At 54.9% G+C, this 23903-nt stretch carries 22 protein-coding genes; 13 read left to right on the top strand and 9 right to left on the bottom strand.

Translation table 11 applies throughout. The annotated features are described in order from the left end of the window. Window position 1: 1 nt before the first annotated feature. From EJ361_RS09820 to EJ361_RS09810, 3 genes are all read right to left on the bottom strand, one after another. On the bottom strand, window positions 2-1537 hold the full coding sequence (locus EJ361_RS09820) for a hypothetical protein (protein ID WP_126245350.1): 1536 nt from the start codon (window positions 1535-1537) through the stop codon (window positions 2-4). 70 nt (window positions 1538-1607) lie between these two features. After that, window positions 1608-3476: a hypothetical protein gene (locus EJ361_RS09815; protein ID WP_126245348.1), complete on the bottom strand. Its 1869-nt coding sequence runs from the start codon at window positions 3474-3476 to the stop codon at window positions 1608-1610. Between the two features lie 283 nt (window positions 3477-3759). Next, on the bottom strand, window positions 3760-6291 hold the full coding sequence (locus EJ361_RS09810) for an ATP-dependent Clp protease ATP-binding subunit (protein WP_126245346.1): 2532 nt from the start codon (window positions 6289-6291) through the stop codon (window positions 3760-3762). Between the two features lie 259 nt (window positions 6292-6550). Between EJ361_RS09810 and EJ361_RS09805 the strand changes: the two genes are divergently transcribed. The 3 genes from EJ361_RS09805 (at window position 6551) to EJ361_RS09795 (ending at window position 8794) form a co-directional block, all read left to right on the top strand. Then, window positions 6551-6925 (top strand): STAS domain-containing protein, encoded by a 375-nt coding sequence (locus EJ361_RS09805; RefSeq protein ID WP_126245344.1) that lies wholly within the window; start codon window positions 6551-6553, stop codon window positions 6923-6925. Between the two features lie 17 nt (window positions 6926-6942). Next, window positions 6943-7851 carry a ribonuclease Z gene (locus EJ361_RS09800; RefSeq protein ID WP_126245342.1) on the top strand — a complete coding sequence of 303 codons (909 nt, stop codon included), beginning with the start codon at window positions 6943-6945 and terminating at the stop codon, window positions 7849-7851. Window positions 7852-7957: 106 nt separating this feature from the next. Continuing rightward, window positions 7958-8794, top strand: a complete 837-nt coding sequence (locus tag EJ361_RS09795; protein ID WP_126245340.1) for a DUF3575 domain-containing protein — start codon at window positions 7958-7960, stop codon at window positions 8792-8794. Between the two features lie 179 nt (window positions 8795-8973). On the opposite strand, the gene dapA is transcribed toward EJ361_RS09795, so the two are convergent. The 4 genes from dapA to kynU form a co-directional block, all read right to left on the bottom strand. Beyond that, entirely contained in the window at window positions 8974-9855 is an 882-nt protein-coding gene (gene dapA / locus EJ361_RS09790) for a 4-hydroxy-tetrahydrodipicolinate synthase (protein WP_126245338.1), read from the bottom strand. Window positions 9856-9968: 113 nt separating this feature from the next. Next, the gene (locus tag EJ361_RS09785; protein ID WP_126245336.1) at window positions 9969-10922 is read right to left on the bottom strand and encodes an acetyl-CoA carboxylase carboxyltransferase subunit alpha; all 954 of its coding nucleotides are present in this window, start codon (window positions 10920-10922) and stop codon (window positions 9969-9971) included. Window positions 10923-11133: 211 nt separating this feature from the next. Beyond that, on the bottom strand, window positions 11134-11736 hold the full coding sequence (locus tag EJ361_RS09780; protein ID WP_205686974.1) for an SGNH/GDSL hydrolase family protein: 603 nt from the start codon (window positions 11734-11736) through the stop codon (window positions 11134-11136). Beyond that, window positions 11733-12995 (bottom strand): kynureninase, encoded by a 1263-nt coding sequence (kynU, locus tag EJ361_RS09775; protein WP_126245334.1) that lies wholly within the window; start codon window positions 12993-12995, stop codon window positions 11733-11735. Before kynU ends, EJ361_RS09780 begins: the two co-directional genes overlap by 4 nt. 337 nt (window positions 12996-13332) lie before the next feature. Here kynU and EJ361_RS09770 point away from each other — a divergent pair, with 337 nt between their 5' ends. From EJ361_RS09770 to EJ361_RS09730, 9 genes are all read left to right on the top strand, one after another. After that, window positions 13333-13533, top strand: coding sequence for a hypothetical protein (locus EJ361_RS09770; RefSeq protein ID WP_126245332.1), 201 nt, complete (start codon window positions 13333-13335; stop codon window positions 13531-13533). Between the two features lie 271 nt (window positions 13534-13804). Then, a complete protein-coding gene (gene ric / locus EJ361_RS09765) occupies window positions 13805-14539 on the top strand; it encodes an iron-sulfur cluster repair di-iron protein (protein WP_126245330.1) in 735 nt (244 codons plus the stop codon). Between the two features lie 237 nt (window positions 14540-14776). Further along, window positions 14777-15271: a c-type cytochrome gene (locus EJ361_RS09760; RefSeq protein ID WP_126245328.1), complete on the top strand. Its 495-nt coding sequence runs from the start codon at window positions 14777-14779 to the stop codon at window positions 15269-15271. Between the two features lie 30 nt (window positions 15272-15301). Further along, window positions 15302-17281 (top strand): Sec-dependent nitrous-oxide reductase, encoded by a 1980-nt coding sequence (nosZ, locus tag EJ361_RS09755; protein WP_126245326.1) that lies wholly within the window; start codon window positions 15302-15304, stop codon window positions 17279-17281. 57 nt (window positions 17282-17338) lie between these two features. Beyond that, entirely contained in the window at window positions 17339-17926 is a 588-nt protein-coding gene (locus EJ361_RS09750) for a hypothetical protein (protein WP_205686973.1), read from the top strand. Continuing rightward, window positions 17923-18333 carry a nitrous oxide reductase accessory protein NosL gene (locus EJ361_RS09745; protein ID WP_164714158.1) on the top strand — a complete coding sequence of 137 codons (411 nt, stop codon included), beginning with the start codon at window positions 17923-17925 and terminating at the stop codon, window positions 18331-18333. Before EJ361_RS09750 ends, EJ361_RS09745 begins: the two co-directional genes overlap by 4 nt. Further along, a complete protein-coding gene (locus EJ361_RS09740) occupies window positions 18330-19556 on the top strand; it encodes a nitrous oxide reductase family maturation protein NosD (protein WP_164714157.1) in 1227 nt (408 codons plus the stop codon). Before EJ361_RS09745 ends, EJ361_RS09740 begins: the two co-directional genes overlap by 4 nt. Further along, window positions 19553-20281 carry an ABC transporter ATP-binding protein gene (locus EJ361_RS09735; protein WP_126245322.1) on the top strand — a complete coding sequence of 243 codons (729 nt, stop codon included), beginning with the start codon at window positions 19553-19555 and terminating at the stop codon, window positions 20279-20281. Before EJ361_RS09740 ends, EJ361_RS09735 begins: the two co-directional genes overlap by 4 nt. After that, complete coding sequence (locus EJ361_RS09730) at window positions 20250-21017, top strand: ABC transporter permease (RefSeq protein ID WP_126245321.1); 768 nt, start codon at window positions 20250-20252, stop codon at window positions 21015-21017. The genes EJ361_RS09735 and EJ361_RS09730 overlap by 32 nt, the downstream gene beginning before the upstream one ends. Here the strand turns inward: EJ361_RS09730 and EJ361_RS09725 are convergent, their stop codons facing one another. Next, on the bottom strand, window positions 21018-21473 hold the full coding sequence (locus EJ361_RS09725; RefSeq protein WP_126245318.1) for an RrF2 family transcriptional regulator: 456 nt from the start codon (window positions 21471-21473) through the stop codon (window positions 21018-21020). It lies immediately after the preceding gene. 28 nt (window positions 21474-21501) lie between these two features. Next, a complete protein-coding gene (locus EJ361_RS09720; protein ID WP_126245316.1) occupies window positions 21502-21924 on the bottom strand; it encodes a 6-pyruvoyl trahydropterin synthase family protein in 423 nt (140 codons plus the stop codon). 147 nt (window positions 21925-22071) lie between these two features. Here EJ361_RS09720 and EJ361_RS09715 point away from each other — a divergent pair, with 147 nt between their 5' ends. Continuing rightward, window positions 22072-23856, top strand: a complete 1785-nt coding sequence (locus EJ361_RS09715) for a hypothetical protein (protein ID WP_126245314.1) — start codon at window positions 22072-22074, stop codon at window positions 23854-23856. Window positions 23857-23903 lie beyond the last annotated feature (47 nt).

The following is a 23903-nucleotide window of genomic DNA, read 5'->3' as shown; positions in this document are numbered from 1 at the left end:
TCTATCTGCCTATAATGACCCAATTGTTATCATCCAATGCCTGGAGCGTTATTGTACTTGTTGTGGAAGTCCGGCTATTGGAAGGCTGAAAACTGAGGTCGCCCGTTGTTAAGTTAATTGCATCTCCAGTAGATGGATGGATGTTTACATCCGGCGCCGCGCCGCCCCCCTGTACCATTCCCCGAATGATCAGAATCCGGCCCGGAGTAACAGATGCATCCGGAAGATTGATCGTTATCTCTGCGCCACTGCCACCTGTTACCCTCGCAACGATCGTGTAGTCGGTTGGATCCACATTATATGTTCCAGATGTCACGAGTTTAATATTGGCGGCAAAGCCCGTATGCAAGCGCGTAGTACCATCGCCGGTGATCCGCACGCGGGCAGTATTGTTGGTACTGAAGATAATGTTGCGGTTGTTGGTCATGTTGAAGTTCAGGCTGTCCGTTCCCACACGTTCTCCTGCAAACTGGATCGAAGCGGGGTGGCTGATGAATTTCTGCCATACCGAAGTACCCAGGTTACTAACCGAGTTTCCCCGGAAATACGCATTATGATCATTCAGGTTGAATTGTCCGAAATACCCGCCCCCAACGGTTTGCAGCATCATACTGAACCAGGCGCCTTCGTTGGGGATGGGATTTAACGGTGCCGCCTGAACGTCTGTCTGGAACACGCCGCTCCCCTTGCTGACATATCCATTATAATCGCGTACCACTTCGCCTTCTCCGGCGCCCGTGGTGGTTGCCATATACAGCGGAAGACCGCTGCGCTGTTTACCGCTGATTACCCAGTTCGTGCCATCGCTGACAAGGCGGAGGCTATATCCGGGAGACAGTGCCACTGTAGGGTTGGCAGCATTCTGACCGCGGATATTATAACCCGTGAAATTTACGTTCGCTGTGCCGTACGCCACCACTTCGATGGCGCGGCCTTTATAGCTGGCAGGGTTTTGCAATGCAAAATTCGCGTCTGCCGTGTTGTTCATGATCACGACGCTGTTGGAATCCGCCATGGCGAAGTTCCCCGTGGCCACGGCCACGTTGGTGGCGGTGGAACCGTTGACATGCAGAGCGGAATTCGGGTAAAGCGTGCCTACGCCCATCTTTCCCGTTTCCGTGATCCGCCCGTATTCGATGGCATTGGTTTTGAAAATGAGCGGCTGGGCGTCTGTAGTACCCAAAAAGTTCAATGCGGGGTTAATGGTGGAATTGCCGGTCAGGTTCCAGCCCGTGGAAGCGGCGTCGCTTACGGGTTTCCAGGTGCCACTGGAGCGGATGTATACTTTATTGTCGGTGGTATTGTAGATCACCATGCCCGCAGCAGCTGTGTCTAGCGGGGCTTTGGTGAGCGCCGTAGCATTGACGCGGGGCAGCAGCAGGCCTTTGCGGGAGCTTTCCATTTCGAGGAGCGCGTCTCCACGGATGATGCCCGTGTTGCCGCCTAGTTTAAGCTGGGCCTTTGCATCCTGCCCCGGGAAAAGGGCGGAAAGGAAGATGGATGCGGCGATGCTGCAAAGAGAGAAGGAAAATTTCATATCGGGGGGATTGTTGGATTATAAAGGAACGGCGGCGCGTTTACCGCCGTTCCTTTCAATCTAAAATCTATTACATTACGGAGCGGGATACCATGTACCAGGTAGTACCGTCGGATACTACGGTTACGGTGAACCCGGGCTCGCTGATGATGACGGATGCGCGGCCGCTGATCTGTCCGCCGCTGGCTACGATGTGCAGCTGTGCGATCTCGTCGGTGATACGCTGTTCGCGGCGGATCATGTATACGCGGTTTTTCGCGCTGGCGGCTGCAGGAAGGGTGATCGTGGAAACAGGCTCTGTTTCACCCACTGCACCGGTGCCACTGGAGGCGCACTTGGCCACTACCATGTAATCGTCGATGCCGAGCGTATGGTCTCCCGGGGTGAGGATCCGGAACGGAATGGACATGGAGCCGTTGATGTTCACTTTGGACCCTACCACTGCGTTGCCGCCGATGTTCAGGGTATCGAGGATGGTTTTTTGACCTTTGAAAGATTGAGATTCGGTCGTAACGATACCCGCCGCAGTTGCGGATGCGTCAGGCACGTTCACTTTAACTGTATTCGGTGTGGTTACGATGGAGAAACCACTACCGTCTTTGCCTGCTTCGATGTTGATGCTACCGTCGGTAGACAGTGCAGTAACATCCGCATTTCCCGGCACTTTCACTTTGGAAATGCCATTGAGGCTATGCGCGGGGATTTCAACCGTTTCCAGTGCAAAACCGGCCTGGTCGTTCAGAACGGCCATGTAATATGTTGCAGGAACCGCCGTGCTGAAAGGCGTCGGGTTGTTGAAAGTCAGCGCCTGACCTACGATCGTGTTACCGTTAAAAGTTGCGTCGCCGGTTGTGGTTAAGGTCCCGCCTACGGTGGTGTTGCCGGTGATGGCTACGGTTTCAGCGAAAGTGGCCGGTTTTTCGAAAGCAGCGGTGCTTTTGAAGGTAGCGGCGCCTTCAGTAGTTACGGTGTTTTTGAACGTTGCTGCGTTGTTAAAGGTTTTTGCACCGGCGAAAACCTGTGCGCCCGTGCTTACGACCCCAGCCGCTGTTTCGGACGCTTCGATCATGTGCAGCACCAGTTTGCCTTCGTCGGCCCCGGTCAGGCGAACGATGCGCGCGCCCTGCTCGGTAGCGGTACCATCGGATACGATGTTGCCTACGGAAATACCGTCTACGGAGGTGATCGCCTGGAGTTTCTTCCAGTCATCGATCGTCATGAAACCATATTGCTGTGTGGTGCCGCCGATCATGATCGGCAGTTTCACGTCCAGCGTTTTGGATGCGCCGGTGATCACCAGTTCCGCGATGTCATTGGTGTTTGCCGGAGAAATGCTCATCGTCAGGTTGCCCTGCAGGCCATTCACACCGGTTACGGAGGTGAGCGAGAGGTCTTTTTTCTGGATGAGGCCGTCTGTTCCGATGATCACCACCTGGTTGGAGCTGGCCGCGGCGTCGGGAACGTTCGCGTAGGGAACGGTGATGTTTCCCGTGTTGGGATCGAACCGCATTACTTCATTGTTATTGGCTTTGAAGATCAGCGGAAAGGTGTTGGTGGTACCGAGCCAGTCGCCTGCGCTCACATCGTTACCGGTCAGTTTCCAGGGTCCGGCCCCACCAGCGTCGCCGGCCATTTTGGTCCACGCGGCTTTGGTGTTGCCGTCTGCGGTTTTCACGTAGAAACCGACGCCTCTCGAATCGGCAGCGCCATCGTTTACATACACTACCATACCCGGCGTCGGGTTGCGGCTAACGAGGAGTTCATATCCGGTTTTGTTGAGGCGGGGCAGCAAAAGGCCCTTCCTGGCGCTCTCCAGTTCAAGTATGGCGTTAGCGTCTACTACCGCCGGGTCTCCCCCGATCTTGACCTGTGCCTTCACGCCGTCGTAAGAGAAAAATAACGCGAGGAATACACCCGCTATGCGTAACGACTTCTTCATAGGTAAAAGGTTAAAAAAATATGCGTTTATAGAGATGAATTGAAAACCAAGTCCTTTAATAATTACTGTTCTGCCCGACTCATTTTACTTGCCCATGCTAATCTTCCACAATATTACATATAAATTTTGATTAATATATCTTTTTGATCATGTTTTTTATTTAAACAATATGTAATATGATCGGGAAAACATATATGGATTTGATAACCAGTGTAAAACGGGGCATAAAAAAAGCTGCCGGCTCATCGCCGGCAGCTGTATGATTGATTGATCTTTTTACGGTTTACGCTTCGGATTTCTCCGATTTGCTTTTTGAGGGGTTCTTCAGGGAGAATACCAGTTTCTGGTTTTCCTTGTCGAGGTCCGCGATGAGGATATCCCCGTTGTGGATATTCATGTTGAGGATCTCTTCCGCCAGGGGATCTTCCAGGTATTTCTGGATGGCCCTGTGGAGCGGACGGGCGCCAAACTGCTGATCGTACCCTTTTTCGGCCAGGAACCCTTTCGCCTCGTCGGTCAGTTCCAGGCTGAAGCCCAGGTTCTGCAGGCGAACGAGCACTCCTTTCATCGTGATATCGATAATGGTGTAGATATCTTCCTTGCTGAGCGAGTTGAAGATGATCACATCGTCGATACGGTTGAGGAACTCGGGAGAGAACGTCCGTTTCAGGGCTTTTTCGATCACCGCTTTGGTGTTCTCTTCTTCGTTCACCACACGGGTACCAGTAGTGAAGCCTACGCCTGCACCGAAGTCTTTCAACTGGCGCACCCCGATGTTGGAGGTCATGATGATGAGCGTGTTCTTGAAATCTACTTTCCGGCCCAGGCCGTCTGTCAGAATACCGTCGTCGAGCACCTGTAGCAGGATATTATAGATATCCGGATGGGCTTTTTCGATTTCGTCGAGCAGGATCACCGAGTACGGTTTGCGGCGTACTTTTTCGGTGAGCTGACCGCCTTCTTCGTATCCTACATATCCCGGAGGTGCACCGATGAGGCGGCTTACGGAGAATTTCTCCATGTATTCGGACATATCGATACGGATGAGCGCGTCTTCCGAGTCGAACATATACCGGGCGAGGGCTTTTGCCAGTTCGGTTTTACCGACACCGGTGGGGCCCAGGAAGATGAAGGTACCGATGGGTTTCTTCGGGTCTTTGAGGCCAACGCGGTTACGCTGGATGGCTTTCGTGACTTTGGAAATGGCTTCGGCCTGACCCACCACGGCGGATTTGAGGTCTTCGCCCATGCGGCGGAGCTTTTCGTTTTCAGCCTGCACCATCCGTTTTACGGGGATGCCGGTCATCATGCTCACCACTTCGGCGATCGCTTCTTCATCGATCGGGTAGCGTTTGTGTTTTACTTCTTCTTCCCACACGGCTTTGGCCTTTTCGAGGTCTTCGCCGAGTTTCTTTTCGGTATCGCGGAGGGCGGCGGCTTCTTCGAAGCGTTGGCTCTTCACGACTTTATTCTTTTCCTGCTTGATGTCTTCGATCTGTTTTTCGAGATCGAGGATATTCTGCGGAACGTTGATGTTTTTGAGATGGACGCGGGCGCCAACTTCATCGAGCACGTCGATGGCCTTGTCGGGCAGCAGGCGGTCGGTCATATAACGGTCGCTGAGTTTCACGCATGCATCGATGGCGTCGTCAGTGTAAGACACGTTATGGTATTCCTCGTAGCGCGGTTTGATGTTGTTGAGGATCTGGATGGTTTCCTCCACGGAGGGGGGATCTACCATTACCTTTTGGAACCGGCGGTCGAGGGCGCCGTCTTTCTCGATGTACATGCGGTATTCATCCAGCGTGGAGGCGCCGATGCACTGGAGCTCGCCTCTTGCGAGGGCGGGCTTGAAGATGTTGGAAGCGTCCAGCGAACCGGAAGCGCCGCCTGCGCCAACGATGGTATGAATTTCATCGATGAACAGGATAACGTCGCGGTTCTTTTCCAGCTCGTTCATGATCGCCTTCATCCTTTCCTCGAACTGGCCGCGGTATTTGGTACCGGCCACGAGGGCGGCGAGGTCGAGGCTTACCACGCGCTTGTCGAACAGCACGCGGGAAACCTTGCGCTGCACGATGCGGAGGGCGAGGCCTTCCACGATGGCGGTTTTACCTACCCCTGGCTCACCGATCAGGATGGGGTTGTTCTTTTTACGGCGGGAAAGGATTTGCGAAACGCGTTCGATTTCCGCTTCGCGGCCCACGATCGGATCGAGGCTGCCGCTTTCGGCCAGTTTGGTGATATCACGACCGAAGTTATCGAGAACGGGAGTTTTCGACTTGGTGTTGGTTTGCTTCTGTTTGGAAGCATAACTTTTGCGTTCGTCTTCGAACTCCTCTTCTCCGGGGTCATCGAATTCCGCTTTCGGATCGGCAGATTTTACGAAGCCCAGTTCGTTTTTAAAAGTATCGTAGTCCACGTCAAATTGTTGAAGGATTTGCGTACAAACGTTTTCTTTATTCTTGAGGATGGATAGCATGAGGTGCTCTGTTTCCACGGTGGGACTCTTCAGCGCCTTTGCTTCCAGCACGGTTACCCGGATCACTTTCTCTGCCTGGCGGGTCAGGGGAAGACTGTTGATGTTCGCAATGTTTTTGCCTGTCTTGTCTTTTATCGCCAACTCCACTTCCTTGCGTAACTCATACAGATCAACGTTCAGCGCCTGTAGGATTTTTACAGCCGTTCCCTCACCTTCACGAATAATACCCAGCAGCAGGTGTTCCGTACCGATGAAATCATTACCCAGTCGCAAAGCCTCCTCCCTACTGAACGTAATGATCTCCTTTACTTGCGGTGAAAAATTCTGATCCATTGTTTGTTGATTTTGTTAAACCCTTACGGGGGCATGCTTATACAATATTACCAAATAAAATTGGATTTACTTTTTATCCTTGTACATAATTGGTTAAGATTTACTTTTGCGCTGAAGGGCCTGGTTTGCTGAATATATCTACGAGAAGAGGGATGTTGACGATTGGGTGTTATTTACTTCTCAAGGTACGTTCTTCGACGGGTTTCCTTTTTGCCGAATCCTTTTTTTTATAATGTTTGTGATTGATAACATCCGCCGTATGCAATTCAAAATTGATACCAAAGAGAAAATACTGATTTTTAGGCTGGAAGAAGCCGCCCTGGATGCCAAAATGGCCGCGGATTTCGAAAAGGAAGTCCTCGGCGTACCCGAATTGACCGGTCTCAACCTCGTGCTGGACCTGCATTCCCTCCAATCTGCCGATGCGCGTGCGCTGGAAGCCATTTTTACAGTGTACCAGCACCGGTACGACCATGGGCTTTCGGCCGCCGTCACCGGACTTAACAAGGTTTTAACAGCCGAGCTCTCGGAACTACACCCCGAAATGCTCAATATCGTGCCCACCGAATCCGAAGCCATCGATATGGTGATGATGGAAGACCTGGAACGCGAACTGGATCTCGGCGATGAATAATTTTTAACTACTGGATCATGTTTGCGGTCACCATTCTCGGCAATAACTCGGCGATCCCCACCCCGGAGCGGCACCCCACCGCGCAGGTACTCACGTATAACGATCAACTGATGCTGATCGACTGCGGAGAGGGTACACAAACACAGCTTACCAAATACAAGGTGCGCCGCGGAAAAATCCGTTATATCCTCATCAGCCACCTGCATGGCGATCATTATTTCGGACTGATCGGCCTCATCAACAGCATGAGCCTCCTCGGCCGCGTGGAACCGCTGACGGTTTTCGGTCCTCCGGGACTGTGGGACATCCTCGAGCTGCAGCTCCGCCATGCCGCCACCACCCTGCGTTTCGAGCTGCAATTCCAACCGCTGACACCGGAGTCGGCAGGCGTGCTTTTCCAGGATAAGGACATGGAAGTGTCCTGCTTCCCCACCCGCCACCGCATCCCCTGTTATGGTTTCGCTTTCAGCGTACAGCGCCGGAAGCGCCGCATCATACCCGAACAAACCCGCGCCTACGAAATCCCGTCCGCCTTCTTCTCCCACCTGGCCGACGGGGAAGATTATGTGCGGAAAGACGGGACCGTCGTTAAAAACGACTGGGTGACGCTGCCCCCGCACCGCGCCCGGCGGTATGTTTATTGCGCCGACAGCATTTACGACGAGGATCTGGTGCCCTGGCTGCGGGATGCCGACCTCATGTACCACGAAACCACTTACCTCGACGATCTGCGCCAGCGGGCGGCCGACCGGTACCACAGCACTACCGTCCAGGCCGCTACCCTCGCCGGTATGGCGGGCGCCCGGAGGCTCCTGATCGGGCATTTCTCTTCCAAATACACCGAACTGCAACCCTTCCTCGACGAGTGCATCCCCGTTTTCCCCAATACGGAACTGGCGATCGAGGGGGCGACCTACATCATATAATTCTTTATTAAAATATAATTTATTTATAAAAGCAATACCTAAAATGGTGTATTGCAGAGGAAAAAGTATGCATTTATCTTTATGCATTAAATATTTTTCCTATAACATGAAACACGCAGCACTTACCTTCGTCGCAGCCCTTTGCCTCGGCACTGCGGCCATGGCGCAGCAGACCGGATCATCTGTCGACAGCACCATTGAAACAGCCCCTACCCGGAAAGAGCGGTTACGCAACCTCCCGATGTACTCCAACATCCTGAAAACCAATCTTTCCAGCCTCACCCTCAACAACTACAGTCTTACCTACGAACGCATGCTGACGCGCAAAATCTCCGCATCGCTAGGGTACCGTTACATGCCGAAAAGCGCCCTTACCAAGAGCATGCTCGGTGAAAACGTGATGGACCAGATCAAGGAAGACGGGGAAGACGATCTGCAAAGTCAGCTCGATAAGTTGCAGATGAGCGGCGGCGCCCTTACGGCGGAATTCCGCATTTACACCGGCAAGCGCCCCGGCGCCAGGGGCTTCTACGGCGGCATCTATGGCCGTTACAGCAAATTCAAGTACGATTATCCGTTCGATTATGAGCAGGAAGACGGTTCCACCACCCTCGTGCCACTCAACGGCCATACCAGCGGCTTCGGCGGCGGTGTGATCATGGGCGGGCAGTTCATGATCGCGAAACGCGTGGTGGTGGACCTTTACATCATCGGCGCCCACTACGGCAAAATGACAGGCAAAGCGGAAGGGCTCACCGACCTCAGCGATCTCGACGAGCAGGACCGTGCCGATCTGAAAGCCGACCTGGAAGATTTGGTGGACCTCGGCGGAAGTGAAAAAAACATCAAGGCCGATGTGCGCGACGACGGGATCAGGGCAGATATCAGCATGCCTTTCCTGGGCGTTCGCGGGCTCGGGCTTACCGTTGGTTTTGCCTTCTAGTGGAATATCCTGTTCAACCCTATACCCCTGGGTCGCCTGGCAAGGGCGCCTTTTATTGCAACATACATCCGCCCAGCAATGGCATTGCATAGCGGTAGCATGGATATCGCATAACAAAAAGGGCTGACGCCTGGTATAAAAACCGGCCGTCAGCCCTTCCGCTTTCCGGTGAAACCGGGTTAGTATGCGGAGAGATACTTTTTGATCTGTTGCTGGAGCGCTTCCGTGGCGGGGATTACCGGCAGGCGGAACACGTTTTCGATGAGACCGGCCTGGTGCAGGAACGCCTTGATGCCGGCGGGATTGTTTTCCGCGAACATGAGGTCGAAGCCTTCTAGCATGCGGTAGTGCAGGTTACGGGCCGTTTCGAAATCTCCGGCCAGTGCGGCTTTCACCATCGCCGGAAAATCTTTCGCGAAATAGTTCGCAGCTACGGAGATAACACCGTCCATCCCGCAGGCCAGTTGTGGCATGGCAACGCCATCGTCTCCGCTGATCACCAGGAACCCTTTGGGTTTGTCGCGGATGATCTGCATGCATTGCAGCATATCCCCCGACGCTTCTTTCATGGCGATGACGTTTTCCACTTCGTGTGCGATACGCAGGGTGGTTTCCGCCGTCATGTTACGGCCGGTGCGGCCCGGAACGTTGTAGAGGATGATGGGCTTGGGAGATGCGGCGGCGATGGCCTTATAGTGCTGGAAGATGCCTTCCTGCGTGGGTTTGCTGTAATAAGGGGCTACGCTGAGGATGGCAGCGGCTTCGTCGAGCGGGCAGGATGCCAGCCGTTTCACGACATCGGCGGTGTTGTAGTCGCCAACGCCCACCACCACGGGCACGCGTTTATTCACCTTTTCGAAGGTAAAGCGGATCAGGTCGAGTTTTTCTTCGGAGGAAAGTGTGGGTGTTTCCCCGGTTGTGCCGAGGGTCACGACGTAGTCTACGCCCCCGGTGATCACATGATCGATAAGCCTTTCAAGGGCATTCCAGTCAATCGCTTCGCTGGCGGTGAACGGTGTCACCAATGCCACGCCGGTGCCCCTTAATTGTTCCTGTAACATATTTCAAATGGTCAATGGCCGCAGTGCTGCCTTAGAAAATGCAAAGATTGTCAATTGGATTGATACCCGCAATACAGCCGTGCACTTTTTTGCCGGACGATCGTCAATTTTGATCAACGTTCTTCGAAGAAGCCCATATTGGAAAATTTATCGATCCGTTGCTCGATGCGCGTGTCCGGGTCGATCTTTTTCAGTTCGGCCAGGGTTTCGACGAGGCGGTTCTTCAGGATTTCGGCCATTTCTTCGTGGTTGGAATGTGCGCCGCCCACGGGTTCGGGGATCACACCGTCTACCAGCCCGAACTGGCTCATATACCCGGAAGTGAGTTTGAGTTCTTCCGCCGCTTTTTCCTTGAAATTCCAGCTTCTCCAGAGGATGGTGGAGCAGTTTTCGGGGGAGATTACGGTGTACCAGCTGTTTTCGAGCATGAAGATACGGTCGCCGATGCCGATGCCCAGCGCGCCGCCGGAAGCGCCTTCACCGATGATCACGCAGATCACGGGAACGCGGAGCTTCACCATTTCGAACAGGTTACGGGCGATCGCCTCGCCTTGTCCGCGCTCTTCCGCTTCCAGGCCGGGATATGCGCCCGGGGTATCGATGAGGGTGATGATGGGCTTGTTGAAACGCTCCGCCAGCTTCATGAGCCGGAGGGCTTTGCGGTAACCTTCAGGGTTGGCCATGCCGAAGTTGCGGACCTGCCGCATCTTGGTATTCACGCCTTTCTGCTGGCCGATGAACATGGCGGTTTCACCGCCGATTTCCGCGAATCCGCCAACCATCGCCTTATCGTCTTTCACATTGCGGTCGCCATGCAGCTCCACGAAGTTTTCCGTCATCCTTTCGATGTACTCCAATGTGTACGGCCTTTCGGGATGGCGGCTCAGCTGCACTTTTTGCCAGCTGGAGAGATTGTTATAGACCTGTTGCTTGGTGTCGATGATTTTCTGCTCGTACTCTTTCACGGTAGCGGAAACGTCCACGCCGGACTTCTCCCCGTTTTCCCTCAGTTTTTCCAGTTGTTCGTACAGATCCGCAATCGGCTTTTCAAAATCCAGAAATTGCATAAACAGTTTTAATAAAGGTTAAAGTACTTCATAAAGATAGTAAACCCTGTATTGCGCCCTATGGCTGTTTCGTACAGGGACCCGCATAAGTGACCTTCCCGGATGTTGCCGGCGGGTCAGGGGTGCAAATGTAGGATAATTCTCATTGAATCAAAATCCCTGCCGCGGAGGGTAGGGATTCATCATATAAAAAGTATTGATTTGCTGCTGGTTATCCGTCTCCGAAAGCGGCGGCTACTTTCTCCGCCCACTCCGCGTACACGGCCCCGGAAGGGTGTAATTTATCTTCGGCCACGCTTTCCGGCCGGCCACCGGTAAGCCGGTAGCTTTCCGTGATATTAATATAAGGTATGCCCAGTTTTCCGCTGATTTCGCGGCTGATGCCGTTGAACTCGTCGATCTGGTTGCAGATGGCATCCGTATCGCGCCCTGCGGCGAAGGGCGTCACGCTCCAATCAGGGATGCTCACCACCACCACTTTCCCACCTCCTGCAAGCTCCTGCGCCCGTTTCGCCAGCCATTCGAATTCCTGCGCAAATTCCGTTTCCGGCAGCCCGCGGTACTGGTTGTTCACCCCGATCAGCAACGACACGAAATCGTACTCCGGCAGCAGCCGGGTATGGTGTTGCAGGTGATGGACCAACTCACCGGTGGTCCACCCCGTTTTCGCCACGATCTCCGGGGCCTGCAGCAGCATGCCCGCCGCGCGCAGGAGCCGGAGCGCCTGATACGGAAAGCTCTCGAACAACGGAACGCCTTCGCCGATGGTGTATGAATCGCCAAGGGCGAGCCAGTTTTTGATGGGAGTACTCATGCGAATGATTTTAAAACGTCGTGGAACCGGAGCACATCGGAAAAGGAGCAATACAGCGGCGCGGGCGCCAGGCGGATCACGCCGGGCTCGCGGTAATCGCAGATGATCCCGTTTTCCATCATGCGCGCATGGATCGCCTTCCCGTCTTTCGGGAAATACAGCGACAACTGCGCGCCTCTTTGCAGCGGATCGCGGGGGGTGATGATCTCGCAGGGCAGCGCAGCCTGGCCCAGCAGGAATTCCAGGTAAGCCGTGAGCCGGAGGCTTTTGGCGCGCAATGCGCCGATCCCCGCTTCCTTAAACATTTCCAGCGAAGCTTTCAGCGCCACCATGTTGAAAACCTGCGCGGTACTGATCTGCCAGCCGGCCGCGCCGGGTTTCGGGACGAATCCCTTTTCCATCTTGAACCTCGTTTTTTCATCGTTCCCCCACCAGCCGCCGAGGCGCGGAAATGCGGGATCGCTGCCGTGCCTTTCATGCACGAAAAGCCCGCCGGCCGCGCCGGGGCCGCCGTTCAGGTATTTATAGGAGCACCAAACGGCGAAATCCACGTTCCAATCGTGGAGCTGCAGGGGAATATTGCCTGCCACGTGGGCAAGGTCCCACCCTGCAAAGGCGCCCTGCCTTTGCGCGGCGGCGGTAATGGCGGGCATATCGTAAAACTGGCCGGTGTAATAATTGATACCGCCCATGAGCACCAGCGCCAGGCTGCTGCCCTGGCGGGCGATGACATCGAGGATGTCTTCCGTGCGGAGGAGTTTCTCCCCTTCCCGCGGCGAAATTTCCACGAGGGCATCGTCGGGGTCCAGCCCATGAAGGCGGACCAGCGTTTCGAGCGCGTATTGGTCGGACGGGAACGCCCCGGCTTCCATCACGATGCGGTACCGCTCTTTCGTAGGGCGGTAAAAGCTCTGGAGGATGAGGTGCAGGTTAACGGTGAGCGTATTCATGACGGTCACTTCATCGGGCGAGCAGCCCATCATGCCAGACAGCGTTTCGTTGAAATTGGCATGATAGAAAAGCCAGGGATTTTTGGCGCGGAAGTACCCTTCCACCGCCAGGTTCCGCCAATCTTCCAGTTCTTGCTCAATGGCGCCGGCGACGGACCGGGCTTGCAGGCCGAGGGAGTTTCCGCAGAAATAAATGGCGTCTTTCCCCGCATGTTGCGGGAAGTGGAATCGGGATTTGAAGCCGGCGAGCCCGTCTTGCTGATCTAAGGCCGCGGCGAAAATAACGGTTGGTTCAAATGCGGTATTCATGAAGGCAATATAACGAAAAAGGCATCGCCGCAGATTGCCGGGAAGGACCAACGGTTGTACGTCTTCACCGCAAACCCGCTCGCCTCCGCCTTCACCGCCGCCAGTTGTTCATCGAGCTCCCCGACGGCCCTGCGGAAGAGGGTTTCCGAGACGCCGTCTTACCAGAATCGGATAAACAGCCGGATGTCTGCGCTGTCGTTCATGTTGAGGATGCTTCCGCGTATGGGTTTGATGGATGGGTCGCCGGCGATGATGACCGTTTGGATGCGGAAGGAATCCGGGGATTTATGTGACTCAAGTCACCTTTACGGCGTGCGAATTGGCCCATATTTGCATCATGAAACGAATTTTTTCGCAATGGTCTGCCGGACGATGGATCAGGCTGGGTGCCGGAGCGACCATTTTTATTTACAGTATGCTTATGAGGGAATGGCCACTGGCCATTTTCGGCGGCCTGTTCGCGCTGATGGCGGTACTCAACGCCAGCCCCTGCGCTTCCGGCAATTGCCGGGTGCCCGATAACCGGACGCGCCGCTAAAATTACGATGCATTGTTTCCGGGGGAAACAAATGTGAGGGCCTGCCGGTTGCGCGGGCCCTTTTTTTCGCTCCCGGCGCAGGCATTTCCCATCCCCCGAAAAATGATTTTTATCATACCTCCCGCCCATGCTGCATTCCAGCGGAAAACCCATTTCATAATTAAAGACTTTTTTGTCTTTTATTAAAGCATTTCCCCGTAGCTTTGTGCTGTTTCCCTGGCTCTTATTAAGGACAATTATGTATTTATTTAAAATCGATAAACAATTCACCATGACACACCTGGAACAAGCCGTCATCGGCCAGCTCGTATCCGGCAATTACCGCACCGCCGCCGTTTTCAGTAAATACCGGATCGACTTCTGCTGCAACGGCAACCGCACCGTGGAAGAAGCCTGTGCCCAGAAGAAAATAGACATATCGGCGGTAACGGCAGACCTGGCGGAAGTGCTCGGCGTTCAGCCCGAGACCGGCACGGATTACAACACCTGGGAGCCAGACGTTCTGGCCATTCACATCGTAGACCGGCACCATGCCTACGTCGCCAACCAGATCCCTGTTTTACAGGCTTACCTGCACAAACTGTCGAACGTACATGGCGGCGCGCATCCCGAGCTTGTCCGCATTGCGCAGCTTTTTAACGAAAGCGCCGCGGAACTGAGCATGCACATGAAGAAGGAAGAGCTGGTCCTTTTCCCGTACATCCGCCAGATGGTGGTAGCCCGGGAAAACGGCACATCGGCCGCTCCGTCGCATTTCGCCACCGTGGCCGGACCGATTTCCATGATGATGCACGAGCACGACCAGGAAGGCGAACGCTTCCGCCAGATCCAGCAACTGACCGGCGACTATACCGTTCCGCCGGACGGATGCAATACTTACCGCGTAACGTATTCGCTCCTGAAAGAATTCCAGGAAGACCTGCATCTTCATATCCATCTCGAGAACAACATTCTTTTCCCGAAAGCGGCCGACCTGGAAAACGGGTTCCGGGCAGTGGGGAAATAGCCCGGCCCGCCAAACGGATCATTCCAACCATCCTTTTGACTTATCTGCCGGCAGCACGTACCCGTGCGGCAGGCAGGCCGCTCCTTGCCATTTTGCGCCCATGACCAAACCGCCTCATAATACGATATATATCATATAAACATGGGGTTACCGTTGCCGAGTGTCATCAAATTCGTTGACGGCGGTCATGAAAGATGCATACACCGATTCAGACCTTTGAACCAAATAAACAACATCATGAAACAGCTCAGGTACCTCTTCATCTGCACCGTGGCCATCGCAATTGCGGCAGCCGGGTGCGGGGGCGGACAGGATAAGGCCGGCGAAGAAAAAGCCCCAGCCTCCGGAACACCCGCCGCCGACAACAATGCCGCGGCCAGCAACGCCGTAGACCCCAAAGGCATCGGCAAATTCAGGGACGTGCAGCTCACCCACCCGCTGGATGAAGCCATGGCCAAAAAAGGACTGGAAATCGCCGAAGTAAAATGTACTTCCTGCCACAAAACCACCGAAGAAAAACTGGTAGGGCCCGGCTGGAAAGGCGTTACAGACCGCAGAACCCCCGAATGGATCATGAACTTCGTCACCAACGTGGATGAAATGCTCGACAAAGATCCGGAAGCGCAGGCCATGCTGGAAATCTGTATGGTCAGAATGCCCAACCAGAACCTTTCCGACGACGATGCCCGCGCTGTATTGGAATACATGCGCAAGCTCGACGGCAAGAACTGATAATTTCCATTCCCGTTAATATACTTTAATATGAAACTACCTCCCTTACTCCTGGCCGCAGCCGCTGCGCTGACCGTCCAGAGCTGCAAGATGAAGAGCACCGAATCGGCCGTGGGCGGCGACGCCGCTGCACGTACGTACGTGGCTCCCGGTAAATACGATGAGCTATACAATTTCGTTTCTGGTGGCTTCTCCGGCCAGGTATCCGTATACGGCCTGCCTTCCGGCCGCCTGCTGAAAGTGCTGCCCGTTTTCTCGGTGAACCCCGAAAACGGTTACGGCTACAGCGAAGAAACCAAACCCATGCTGAACACTTCCCACGGCTTCGTTCCCTGGGACGATCAGCACCACCTGGCGCTTTCGCAGACCAATGGCGAGCACGACGGCCGCTGGCTTTTCGCCAACGCCAACAACTCGCCCCGCGTGGCCCGCATCGACCTGAAGGCGTTCAAGACCATGGAAATCATCGAACTGCCCAACAGCGGCGGTAACCACTCTTCCCCCTTCCTCACCGAAAACACCGAATACGTGATCGCCGGAACGCGGTTCTCCGTGCCTGTGGGCAACGCAGAATCCCCGCTGGACAATGCTTCCTACAAAAAGAACTTCAAAAGCACCGCGTCGTTCATCGGTATCGACAAGCATTCCGGGCACATGAACGTGGCCTTCCAGATCATCCTCCCCGGGATGGACCTCGACCTGAGCCGTGCCGGTAAAGGGCCCAGCCACGGATGGTTCTTCTTCTCCACCTACAACACCGAACAGGCCAGCACCCTGCTGGAAGTGAATGCTTCACAGAAAGACAAAGACTTTATCGTGGCAGTGAACTGGAAAAAGGCGGAAGAATACGTGAAAGCCGGTAAAGCCAGGAAGATGGCCACCGAATATTATCACAACACGTTCAACGAAGAGAACCACGCCGCAACTTCAGAGATCATCAAAGAAGTGCTGACGCTGGACCCGGAAGAGCTCAAAGACCTCGTGTACCTCATCCCCTGCCCCAAATCGCCGCACGGCTGCGATGTGGACCCCTCCGGCGAATTCATCGTGGGCTCGGGCAAACTGGCCGCGCTGATCCCGGTATTCGCCTTCCGGAAATTCGTGAAAGCGATCGAAGACAAAGCGTTTGAAGGCGAATACAACGGTATACCCGTCATCAAGTACGAAGCAGCGCTCCACGGCGAAGTACAGAAACCCGGCCTCGGGCCCCTGCATACCGAATTCGACGGCAAGGGCAATGCGTATACTTCCTTCTTCGTGTCTTCCGAAATCGTGAAATGGAGCGTCAAAGACCTGAAAGTGCTCGACCGTGTGCCGACTTACTACTCCATCGGTCACCTCATGGTTCCCGGCGGCGACACTAAAAAACCATACGGCAAATACGTAGTGGCTTACAACAAGATCACCAAAGACCGTTACCTGCCCACCGGTCCGGAGCTGGCACAAAGCGCGCAACTGTATTCCATCGAGGGCGACAAGATGCAGCTGCTGCTCGACTTCCCCACCATCGGCGAGCCGCACTACGCGCAGGCCATCCCGGCGGAGAAGCTGAAAAACCAGAGCGTGAAGTTCTTCGACATCGCCAAAAACAAGCACCCATATGTGGCTGCCGGCGAAAAAGCGACGAAAGTGGAACGTAAAGGCAACCAGGTGCATGTGTACATGACAGCCATCCGTTCCCACCTTACCCCGGACAACATCGAAGGCGTCCAGGTGGGCGACGAGGTTTATTTCCACATCACCAACCTGGAGCAGGACTGGGACATCCCCCACGGCTTCGCCATCAAACACGCCGCTACCGCGGAACTGCTGGTGATGCCCGGCGAAACTTCCACCCTGAAGTTCGTTCCCACCCAACCCGGCATTTATCCCTTCTACTGCACCGACTTCTGCTCGGCGCTGCACCAGGAAATGCAAGGTTACATGCGCGTTTCTCCGAAAGGAAGCAACGTACCCCTGAAATGGCATACCGGGGGAACGGATCCCACCGCCGCCGTTGCCGCTAAATAATTACAAACCCCGGCAGTACGTTTCCCCGGAAATGTACTGCCATCCTTACTACCGGTTATGAACAGAAAATTAAGCGCGTTCGGGAAAGTTAGCATCATACTGGCCACCGGCTGCATCGCGATGCTGTGGATCGTGCCCATGTGGCGGATCGATCTCGCTGCGCCGCAATACCCGGAAGGGATTTCCATGCAGATATGGATCAACGATGTGAAGGGCGACGTAGAGATCATCAACGGCCTGAACCACTACATCGGCATGAAAACCATCCACAAAAACGATTTCAAGGAATTCGTGTACATGCCCGCTGCCCTCGGCGTTTTCTGCCTCCTGGGGCTGCTCGTACTGGTCCTGAACCGCAGGGCCTGGTTCTACGCCTGGACGGGCCTGTTAATCCTCATCGCTGCCGTATCCATGTACGACTTCTGGAAATGGGAATACGATTACGGGCATAACCTCGACCCCACGGCGCCCATCAAAGTACCTGGCATGGCGTACCAGCCGCCCCTGATCGGGTACAAGAAGATGCTGAACTTCGAAGCCCTTTCCCAGCCGGATATCGGCGGATGGTTCTTCATCGCGGCCACTTTATTGCTGACCAGCGCAGCCCTTTACGAATGGCGCCGCGCAAAAAAACAACGGTTATGAAACTGTACTTACCCGCGCTGACGCTCCTCCTCTTCCTCGCCAGCGCCTGCGGCAGGAAATACGAACCGATCGCTTACGGGAAAGACGCCTGCGCACATTGCAAAATGACCATTATGGACCAACGGTTTGCCGCAGAGGTCGTAAACCCGAAAGGCCGCGTGTTCAAATTCGACGACATCGCCTGCCTCCGCGGGTTTAACATCGAACCGGGAAGCCTGCTCTTCGTTAACGATTATTCCGGTAAACAGGCAGAACCGCTGCCTGCCGAGAAAGCGGTTTTTCTCCACCACGAATCGTTCAAAAGCCCCATGGCCGGCAACTTCCCCGCTTTCGCGGACGAAGCCGCAGCCACCGCGCTGAGAGACAGCCTCGGGCTTGATTTCCTCACCTGGGAAAAACTGCCATGACCCTTTTCCGTTCCATATTGCTGTTGCTCCTCCTGCCGATGGGGCTCTCCGCCACGGTGATCCGCACCGGGCCAGGCAGCCTCCTCCAGCACGCGCTCGACAGGGCCCGGCCGGGCGACACGGTGATCGTGGCGCCGGGGCATTACCTGCAGCACGAAATCGTTATCCGCACACCCATCACCCTCATCGGGGAAAATTTCCCCGTGTTCGACGGGGAAAACAAATACCAGCTTTTCGTAATTGCCGCCAGCGGCGTCTGTATGCAGGGCATCACCGTGCAGAACACCGGCCGCAGCAGTATGATAGATATGGCCGGCATCCGCCTCCAGAACGCGGCGCGCGTAAGGGTCAGTAACTGTAAGGTCCTCAACACCACCTACGGCATCTACCTACAGAACAGTAAATACTGCGTGATCGAAAACAACGAGATCCGCTCTTCCGCTACCGACGAGCTGCAGGCCGGCAACGGCGTGCATGCCTGGAAGTCGGACTCCCTCCTTATCCGGGACAACAACATCTCGGGGCACCGCGACGGTATTTACTTCGAATTCGTCACCGGATCCGCCATCATCGGCAACGTTTCCACCAACAACGTCCGCTACGGCCTGCATTTCATGTTTTCGCACAACGACGGTTACAGCCGCAATACCTTCCGCCACAACGGCGCGGGCGTTGCGGTCATGTATTCGAAAAAAGTGATCATGACGGGCAATACCTTCAGCGAACATTGGGGAGACGCGTCGTACGGCATACTCCTGAAAGATATTTCCGACAGCAGGATCGAGCATAACACCTTTGCCCGGAACACGATGGGCGTGTACATGGAAGGGAGCAGCCGCATCCACATCGCGCGGAACACTTTTTCCGCCAACGGCTGGGCCATGCGCGTGCAGGCCAGCTGCGAAGGGAACACCATCGAAACGAACAATTTCCTCGACAATTCCTTCGACGTGGCCACCAACGGAACGCTCATGCTCAACGCATGGCGCAACAATTACTGGGACAAATACGAAGGATACGACCTTGACCGCGATGGCACCGGCGATGTGCCGTACCATCCAGTCAGCGTCTATTCCATCCTTTCGGAAAGAATCCCTTCCACCATGATCCTCTACAGGAGTTTTCTCACCAACATCGTGGACCAGGCGGAAAAAATCATGCCGTCCATCATCCCCGACCAGCTGCGGGACGATTCACCTCAAACGAAAAAATGGAAGCTATGATCCGGATAGAAAAACTGACGAAGTCTTTCGGCAAATTCAAAGCCCTCGACGGGATCGACCTTTCCCTCGAAAAAGGACAGGCCGTTTCCCTGCTCGGGCCCAACGGTTCCGGCAAAACGACCCTCATCAAATCCATCCTCGGCCTCGTCATCCCCGAAAAAGGGGACATCATCATCAACGGCCAGCCTATCCGTAACCATCCCTCTTACCGCGCCCACATCGGCTACATGCCGCAAATCGGGCGGTACCCGGACAATATGACCATCGAACAGGTGCTGCATATGATCAAGGATATCCGGCAAGGGCAATCGGTGCTCGACGAAGAACTGTATGTAAGTTTCGGGCTGGACAAGATCAAACATAAAAAAATGCGGACGCTTTCCGGCGGAACGCGGCAGAAAGTGAGCGCCTGCATCGCCTTCCTCTTCTCGCCCGGCATATACATCCTCGACGAGCCTACCGCCGGGCTGGACCCCGTGGCCAACGAGATCCTGAAAGACAAGATCGCCGCCGAATGCGCGCGGGGCAAGCTCGTGCTCATTACCTCGCACGTGCTCAGCGACCTCGACGGCCTCACGAGCCACATCATTTACCTGCAAGACGGGAAGCTGATGTTCCACCAAACCATCGAACAGCTGCAGGAACAAACCGGCGAAACGAAACTCAATACAATCATCGCAAAAATTCTCACGCATGCGGACCGTAAGCAAATATGTGTTTCTTGACCTGTTGAAGAACCGGTCGATCCTCGTATATACCGCCGTGCTGGCCGTTTTAAGCTTCACCTTGCTGGGGCTCGACGGCGGCAGCGCCAAAGGGTTGCTGAGCCTGCTGAACATCACGTTGCTTTTTGTGCCGGTGATCACCACCCTCTTTTCGGCGATTTACTTTTTCAATTCGCTGGAGTTCATAGAGTTGTTATTGTCCCAACCCGTGAAGCGGACAAGGATTTTGCTGTCTGAATACGGCGGGATGGCGCTGTCGCTCTCCGCGGCGTTCGTGGTGGGCGTGGGTTTCCCGCTGACGGTGATGTTGCCAGTTACCGCATCTTTCGTGCTGATCATAACGGGGGTTTTGCTCACCTTCATCTTTACATCGCTGGGGTTGCTGATTTTCGTGCTTTCCCGCGACAAGACCCGCGGTATCGGGGCGGCCATTATCGTGTCGCTGTTTTTTACGTTGCTGTTCGACGGGTTGATGATGGCTTTCATTTTCACCTTCAGCGATTACCCGATAGACCGGGCGGTGGTGGCGATGGTGGGGCTGAACCCGGTAGACCTGGCGCGGATCCTCATGTTGCTGCAGCTGGACGTGGCGGTGCTGATGGGCTATTCGGGCGCCCTGTTCAAGGAGTTCCTCGGCTCGTCTACCGGCAGCTTGTACGCGGTGGGCTGTTTGGGGCTGTGGACGGTGGTGCCGTTGTGGCTGGCGTTGCGGATATTCCGGAGAAAAGATCTTTGATCAGGCTTTCTTTTTGGGCGGCCGGTTGTTGATGACGATTTTGCCTTTGGCGGATTCTTCCGCCAGCGCCTGGATGGTGGTTTTCTCGAACATCTGGCGGAGTTGCGCCTTGATGGCGCGGTATTGGTCGTGCATGGGGCAAGGGCGGGATTCGGAGCATTCCTTGAGGCCGAGCACGCATTTGGTGATGATCCCGTCTTCCCCCACGGCTTCCAGCACGGCGCGCACGGGGAGTTTGCGGGCGGCATCGGAGAGGTAAAAGCCGCCGTTGGGCCCGCGGACGGAGCTGACAACGCCGTTGTTTTTGGTCAGCAGCTGGAGGATCTTGGCGGTGAAATATTGCGGAGAATCGATCGCCTTGGCGATTTCGTCTATTCCGAGCTTATTGTCTTCCGAGCCTTTCAACGCGATGTAGATAGTGGCCCGGAGCGCATATTCCGCAGATTTGGACAGCATAATGGCGTTCGATTTGCCTGCAAAATAATCATAAAACCCATTCCGCAAACGAATCCGCTGTTTCGTAGAGGCGAAGGGAAGACAGGGTTACGCCTTCCGGGAGATGCGGGCGGATGGAATTGCGGATGAAAAGGAGGAGATTTTCGGCCGAGGGCTCGGCGTCCATCACCAGCAGGTTTTCTTCTGCTGAAATGTCGGGATTGGCGCGAAGGTAGGCCGCAGATACGACCAGGGCGTGGTCTAAACGGTCTACGGCGTTTTCGTTCACCGTGCGCTTGAGGTCCTTGAAATCGATGAGGATCCCCGGCGCGGGGAAATATTCCTCCGGCGCTCCGGCCCTCACCGTAACGTGCAGCTGGTACGAATGGCCATGCACATGCCGGCAGGCGCCGTTGTAACCATGTAATGCATGCGCCGTCTCGAACCGGAAAATTTTAGTTACCTGGATCATCCATTTTTATTTCCTGCAAAGATACTAATAAAAGATATTTTTATCTTTATTTTAAATACCTTTGTACCGCCAACCGAAGGCAATCATTTCGCAGCAGCATCCGCCCTATCACGGGCTCCGCTGTTCTACCCACATCAATCCGAATTTATGGTGCATGAATTTCACATCCCCGTCATGGGGCTGGCTTACACGATCGACAGTCCGGTGAAAGTGGCCCGCTTCGGCATCAGTTCCGTTATTTCCATCATTGAAGACCGCCTGATCGAGATGATGCGCAAACATTACTATACGGAGCGCCACGAGCCCTACCTCCCGATCTCCTCCAAAGAAGAAGATTACCGCGCCCGGCGCATTACCGACTATCTCAACCTGGTGAACCGGATGGTCCAGGAGCAGGTAGAAAAGCTGCGGACGGCCGCGTTCGAGACCGGGTCGGACATCGTCAAATATTTCGAGATGCTGCCGGAGAAGAGCCCCGTCAAACAGCTGTACCTCCAGTTCAGATCTGCCACCAACGCAGCATCGCGGGCGGGTATGGAAGCGAAATTGCGCACCCTCATATCCCCCGGCGCCATAGACGTCAACATCATGACCAAAACCGACAAGAACAATTACGGGAAAGACGGCCAGCCGATCGAAGACGGGTCGGACGCCGTGGCGGCGCTTCGCGGATACGCCAACAGCGAACTCAGCGGTTCCTCCATCGTGTTTTCCGCAGGCATGAACCCCAGGCTCTATGGCTACCTCGAAAAATGCCGGCAGTTCGATGCAGACCGCAATGGCGTCATGCATAAAAAAGTAGTGGTGAAGGTGAGCGATTACCGTTCCGCCCTCATCCAGGGGAAATTCCTGGCGAAGAAAGGCATCTGGGTGAGCGAGTTCCGCATCGAATCGGGCCTGAATTGCGGCGGCCACGCTTTCGCGACAGACGGCATGCTCATGGGCCCTATCCTCGAAGAATTCCGCACCGGCAAAGCCGAGCTCGGCAACGCCCTGTTCCAGCTATACACCGATGCGCTCCGCAGGCGCGACGCACACGTTCCCTCCGAGCCACCGCCCATGGCCATCACAGCGCAGGGAGGCATCGGCAGCCACGCCGAGCACAATATGCTCCGTGCATATTATCAACTGGATACAACGGGCTGGGGAACTCCGTTCCTCCTCGTGCCCGAAGCCACCACGGTAGATGCACACACACGGCTTCAGCTCGGCAAGGCCAAATCGGAAGACGTGGTCTTAAGCCACCACTCCCCCATGGGCGTGCGCTTTCATTACCTCAAAGGCCTGAGCGGGGAAGCCGAGCGCCTCCGCCGCATCCGCGACGGTAAACCGGGAAGCCCCTGTACGGAAAAACACTTGTCGTTCAACACCGAATTCACCGAAAGGCCCATCTGCACTGCCTCCATCCAGTATCAACGCCTGAAAATCGACCAGCTGCAAAAAGCCCGGCTCCCGGAAAAGGAATACCAGGCACAACTGGCGGATGTGCTCGGCAAGGAATGCCTCTGCACCGGACTGAGCAATTCCGCCGCGGTAACCTACAACACCACGCTCGTGAAAAACCAGGAAAGCATCACTATCTGCCCGGGCCCCAACATCGCATTTTTCAACCGGGAAGCATCGTTGCAGGAAATGTGCGATCATATTTACGGCCGTGCGGATATTCTCGAAGGGGTGGACCGGCCGCATATGTTCATCAATGAGCTGCGGCTTTACATTTCCTACCTGCAGGAGCAATTACAGCAATGTACCGGCAACAAAATGATGAAGCAGCTCGATGTTTTCCGGGAGAACCTCCTGAAAGGGATCGCCTATTACCGCCAGCTCCATCAATCGGAAGTGATCGCCGGCGAAGGTTTCGGGCATATGCTGGACGATGCCGAAACGCAAATCGAAGCGATACGGCATACAGCCTGCGTTACTACCCTGTGAATCTTGTCCTATGATCCCATACCCAAAGCAAAAGACCTTGCCGCATC

This window comes from Chitinophaga rhizosphaerae, from assembly GCF_003958645.1.
Taxonomy (GTDB): Bacteria; Bacteroidota; Bacteroidia; order Chitinophagales; family Chitinophagaceae; genus Chitinophaga; species Chitinophaga rhizosphaerae.
This window is presented reverse-complemented; position numbering and strand designations above follow the sequence as displayed.